At 65.4% G+C, this 4728-nt stretch carries 6 protein-coding genes; 3 read left to right on the top strand and 3 right to left on the bottom strand.

The genetic code is table 11. The features are described 5' to 3' along the window. Positions 1 to 445 (top strand): hypothetical protein (locus D471_RS0131770; protein ID WP_206538995.1); only part of this gene is annotated, 445 nt, incomplete at its 5' end. Positions 446 to 503: 58 nt separating this feature from the next. Here D471_RS0131770 and D471_RS0131775 read toward each other — a convergent pair. Beyond that, positions 504 to 2054 (bottom strand): hypothetical protein, encoded by a 1551-nt coding sequence (locus tag D471_RS0131775; protein ID WP_017602350.1) that lies wholly within the window; start codon positions 2052 to 2054, stop codon positions 504 to 506. A 545-nt stretch (positions 2055 to 2599) separates the two neighbouring features. Between D471_RS0131775 and D471_RS0131780 the strand changes: the two genes are divergently transcribed. Both D471_RS0131780 and D471_RS0131785 read left to right on the top strand, forming a co-directional pair. Then, complete coding sequence (locus tag D471_RS0131780) at positions 2600 to 3487, top strand: peptidoglycan recognition protein family protein (RefSeq protein ID WP_017602351.1); 888 nt, start codon at positions 2600 to 2602, stop codon at positions 3485 to 3487. Positions 3488 to 3545: 58 nt separating this feature from the next. Next, on the top strand, positions 3546 to 3764 hold the full coding sequence (locus D471_RS0131785; RefSeq protein ID WP_017602352.1) for a hypothetical protein: 219 nt from the start codon (positions 3546 to 3548) through the stop codon (positions 3762 to 3764). A gap of 66 nt (positions 3765 to 3830) precedes the next feature. Here D471_RS0131785 and D471_RS0131790 read toward each other — a convergent pair whose 3' ends face one another. Together D471_RS0131790 and D471_RS40640 are read right to left on the bottom strand one after the other, a co-directional pair. Further along, a complete protein-coding gene (locus D471_RS0131790; RefSeq protein WP_017602353.1) occupies positions 3831 to 4184 on the bottom strand; it encodes a hypothetical protein in 354 nt (117 codons plus the stop codon). A 181-nt stretch (positions 4185 to 4365) separates the two neighbouring features. Continuing rightward, positions 4366 to 4728, bottom strand: a 363-nt coding sequence (locus D471_RS40640) for a hypothetical protein (RefSeq protein WP_040692252.1), incomplete at its 5' end; no start/stop codon positions are given.

Raw genomic sequence — 4728 nt, forward strand, 5'->3', positions numbered from 1 at the left:
ACGATCCGTAGCAATCGCCTTGTACTCAACCGTAATCGCCCGTGAGGCGTCTAACGTCGATGATTCCCCTGACGGAATGGAGCCCCCCATGTCCTATCCTCCCCAGTCCCCTCCGCCTCCGCAGCCCCTGGGTGGTGTGCGGTGGTGGCATGTCGCCATCCTCGCGGGCGGCCTAGCCGCGGGCGTAGCTACCGGCGTGGGCTTGTTGTTCGCGACGGGTGTGCTCACCACGGATGCTGGTGTTGCCCGCGCGGACATGGAGGAACGCTGGGACGAACTTGACCGAGACACCCGTATTGAGATATGCGCGACCCGGGAGCTGAGCGAGGACATGATGGTGACCACGTTTGTGGAGGCGTTTGAGGAGCGCGCTGCGCAGCGTGGTGAAGACGTTGAGGTGCCCCGGGAGGTTGTGGAGGAGTTCCTCACCGAGAAGTGCGGGTAGACCAGCCCACAGGCGTGTGAGCGCCCCCGTCGTGGTGGGGTGCTCGCCATGGGTACCATCACGCGTCAGCGAACTTCATCGGCCTACGGAACTGCGCCTGAGAGGGGTCAGAGAGGTCGGTAGATCCCTGTTGTACCGCGATGTAACCGATGAGGGCGAGGTTGGCGCGCACCACTTCATCTACCGCGTAGGGTGCTGTGCCGATGGAGGTCAGGGCGTTTTCTATGCTGGTGAAGTTCTGTTGGCCGTACTGGACGATGATGTCCGTGGTAACGGACTTGTTGCCCACCATCCATACACGGAAGACCTGGAACCTGTTGTTCGGCATCGCCGTCACGGTGCCGTTGGGGTCGTAGTTGTTCACGTCCAACGCCGTGACTAGGGGTGGCGTAGTGGTGAACGTGCGGGTGATGTGGCGGAACCCGAAGCTGGTGCGCGCGTCAATGCTGACCTCGTGCGGGTCTTTGGTCAACGCGCCACTGTCGTAGTGGTTGAACGCCGTGGTGAACATGCGCCCGGCCGACAGGTCCAACTCGAGGTTGGTCCCGTTGGGTGACACATCCAGCCCCTCAATGCGGAACCCACCTAGCCCTGACATGAGGTCGTACATCTGGTTGACGGGCTGAGCGAGAATCGTCGGTAGCGTTTGCACGACGGTGATCTCGTCCGGCACGGGGTCGTAGACGATGCCACCCAGCAGCACCTTGTCACGACGCTCCTCGGCTTCAGGCTTGGTCGCCTGCATGGTCACGGCGCCTGTCGCGTCCATGACATACCAGGTCACGCTACGCGCCAGCCCGGCTGCGTCCAGCACGATCGTTTTGGCGGGCTCGCTCACCCGCGTGATCGTGGGGCTGTCCGGGTTGGTGTACTGGTCCACGATGAACGCCGTCACCGGCGAGATGTCCACCGCGTGAGGATCTGAGAGGTTGGCGGTGAGCTGCCCGCCACGCAGGACACCTGTGTCCAGGCTGGCTACCAACAGCTCAGTGAGGGTGGCCTGCATTTGTGCGGTGTTCAGCGCCAGATCCCCTGCGGTGAAAGTCAAGGAACCGGTCATCGTGTCGCCTGCTTTGGCCACTCGTGTGGCGTCCCCAGCGTCGGCGTAGGACTGGGCTGATGCTTCCGTGGCTGCGTCGCCTGCGTCCACGTATTGCTTGGTGGACGCTTCCAACGCCTGTGTGGGGTCGGCGGCGAGGAACAACGGCCCGGTGAGGGTGCCGCCGGCGAGCGACAGGTATCCGACCTGGAATGACGGGTCGATGGGGGTGGGGTCGACGATGTCGGACAGGACCACGTCCGGCTGGTCTTTGGTCAGCGTGATGAACCGGGTCCACCCGACCGCGTTCGAGAAGACCGCAGTGACCTCGTAGGTCCACCCGGTCGGGTCTACCCCGGTGGCGTCCTGCGGGATGAGGGCGATGGAGAAGTTCCCGTTGGCGTCGAGTTGGGCGATCGCTTCGCCGCCGAACGTGTAGTCGTCAGCGGGGACCACGTTCAACGCGGGCGCACGCCACCTCAGGTAGCCGCGCACAGGTGTCCCGTCGGGGAGGGTGAGTGGCTGTCCGCTGGTGACGGTCACGGTCTCAACACCGGCCGGGATGGCCATGGTTGCCCCTTCGTGGCGTGATGTGGGTCCCGGCCTCGCCCAAGGGCCGGGACCCTTCCCCCATTAGCGGACTACCCGTCCACCACACCCACCATGATAGCTGTCGGCTATGGTGATGATTCTTTTCATGCCTTATCAGGCATAATGGACAACAGATACCGATCGGGGGGCGGTATATGACAGTTCCGGAGCCGACATGGCTCGGCGTGCTCGTGGCCATCGGTGCCGCCGCTGGAGCACTCACCGCCGCAGGAGTGCTGAGCCGCATCATTGTCCGGAGCCTGCGTCGTTGGGATCGGATCTTCACTGACATTGCCGGGCAGCCAGCCGACCCAGAGCATGGGTTGCCGCGCCGACCGTCTCTGGGAGAGCGGATGGGTGCTGTTGAGTCCGGGTTCAAGGACATGTGCTCGCGGATGACCACGGTTGAGCACCAGGTCAGCGAGATTGACGCGCAGCTTCGTCCGAACGGTGGCAAGTCATTTCGGGATGCGGTGGATCGGATCGCACGGTCCTCCCCAGATTCACGTTCGGAGGAGTAGACGATGCCTCGACCCGACGACTTTTTCCCACGCGAGTACTTCGGGTGGTCCGCGTCCTCTCCCGCCGACTACGCCGACCCCGACGCCGGGCTCGTCGTCCACTACAACGGCGCGGCGACCCACCTGGACAGCCACTCCGAGTGCGTCTCGTACTGGAAGAACACCCGTGACGACCATGTGTACAACCGTGGTTGGGCCGATACGGGGTATAGCTTCGGCGTCTCGGTTGAGGGCGGAATCTTCGAGGGCCGGGGGCTGTACCGGTATCAGGCGGCGCAGGGCACCACCTCCGGGAACGCGAACTACTACAGCGTGTCCCTGATGATCGGCGAGGGCGAGCGGCCCACGGCCGCGCAGATCGAGGGGGTGCGCCGGCTCCGCCAGTGGCTCATGTCAGAACACGGCGTGTCCGGGACGGTGCTCGGCCACCGTGACTTCGTTTCCACCTCATGTCCAGGGAGTGTGCTCTACGCCCTGGTCGAGCGCGGCGCTTTCGAGCAGCCGCCCGGTACATCTACCTCTCTCTCGGAAGGAGACGAGATGCTCGGACTCAAGGTCGGTGACAGTGGCAGCCGGGTCACGCTGCTCCAGCAGATGCTCAAGTACGCGGGCGCCAGCCTGCCCGAGTACGGGGTCGACGGCGACTACGGGCAGGAGACCTCCGACGCGCTGCTGTGGGTGCGTAAGCAGATGGGTTCGTCGGCCACTGACGGCGACACGGTGACGTCCTACGCGCTCGCTCAGCTGCACGCCCAGGTCGCACGCCATCAGGCGGCGAAGGTCGCGCCCGAGTCGGGTGACGACGGTAGCACTGGGCCGGAGGACTTGGTGGTGAACTCGGTGACCGCGAATCGGGTGGTCGCTCGGGGTCTGGTGGTGGGGGAGTCGTGACCGGTAACGGCTGGTCCTGGCAGTGACAGCGAAGCATCGAGCAGAGAAGAGAGAGCCCATGCAGAAGATCGAAACGAAGGTGACCGTGGCGACGTTCCTCAGCCTCGCGGCTGGTGTGGCGCTGGCGGTGCTGACGGCGGTGCAGTCGGATCCGACGGTGATCGGCGGCCTGCCGGAGCCTGCGCAGTTCGTGATCATCGCGGCGTTGCCGCCGGTGTTGACGTTCCTGGGTGGGTACGCGGCCCCGCACACGGCGCGCCCTCCGTCGAACGGCTGACATCGGACACACGTGCGCCCCACTACCGGAAGGTGGTGGGGCGCTGGCGTGGGTCAGTCCTGTGTCTCAATGGCGTCGGTCGCGCCCACGCTCAACCTCATGCGCGAGCGCGGGGAAGGCAGCAACCATGTGTCGGGTCACAGAACGCCCTTCGTCGCTGTCCCAGTGGTCTCGGCGCGGCGTTCCCCCGGAGTTGTCGGGACCGTCGCAGAGCATCGACTGGTAGGGCGTCCGGAGCGCGCTTGGCGGGGCGTACTTGGGCCAGAACACCCGCCCACCGATGAACTGCGAGGGGTTGTTCTTGATCACCCAGACCTTGCCGCAGGTGGGGCAGGTCCATTCGGATCCGGTCTCCTTGAACCACCAGAAGATGGGGGTGGCGCACGGCCGACGTCGGGGCTCGATCTTGGTCCAACTCATGGCTTCTCCTCGCAGGGTGGTTTCAGGGTAGGCCCCGCCCCGTGTTGGGGCGGGGCTGTTGGTCAGGCGCGGGGGGTGTACTTCTTCAGTCCGCATCCGGGGCACTGCCCTTGCGTGCGGGTGTTCCATCCGGTTCCGCACCTGCTGCATGTGATGAGGAACCGCACGATCTGGGTGAGCTTCATCGTGGGTCCTCCTCGCCGTGCCGCACGAGCTCGGGCCGGTCGCCGTCGTTGACCTCGCACTCCAGCTCGTACAGCGTGTGCCCGTTGGGGACGGTCACCTCGCCGATCAGCCGCAGCGCCGGGTCGTACACGCACAGGGTCGACGCCCACGAGTACGCGACGGCGGGGACTCCGTTCGCCTGGAGCTGGGCGACCACCCACAGCCCGACGGGCCCGGACGAGGGCGTGTTGGGCTCCCCGAGGATGGTGTCGATGGTGATGAGTTCGGCGAGCTGTCCGGTGGTGAGCCATCCGGTTTCGCCGACGATCTCGTCGAGGGCGGTGTTGACGTGCGCGTGGCCGCGTCGCGGGAGGACGGG

This window comes from Nocardiopsis lucentensis DSM 44048 (assembly GCF_000341125.1).
Classification (GTDB): Bacteria; Actinomycetota; Actinomycetes; order Streptosporangiales; family Streptosporangiaceae; genus Nocardiopsis; species Nocardiopsis lucentensis.

Coding starts and splice junctions, on each gene's coding strand:
- D471_RS0131775 (WP_017602350.1), bottom strand. CDS start 2,054: ATGGCCATCCCGGCCGGTGTTGAGACCGTGACCGTCACCAGCGGACAG.
- D471_RS0131780 (WP_017602351.1), top strand. CDS start 2,600: ATGCCTCGACCCGACGACTTTTTCCCACGCGAGTACTTCGGGTGGTCC.
- D471_RS0131785 (WP_017602352.1), top strand. CDS start 3,546: ATGCAGAAGATCGAAACGAAGGTGACCGTGGCGACGTTCCTCAGCCTC.
- D471_RS0131790 (WP_017602353.1), bottom strand. CDS start 4,184: ATGAGTTGGACCAAGATCGAGCCCCGACGTCGGCCGTGCGCCACCCCC.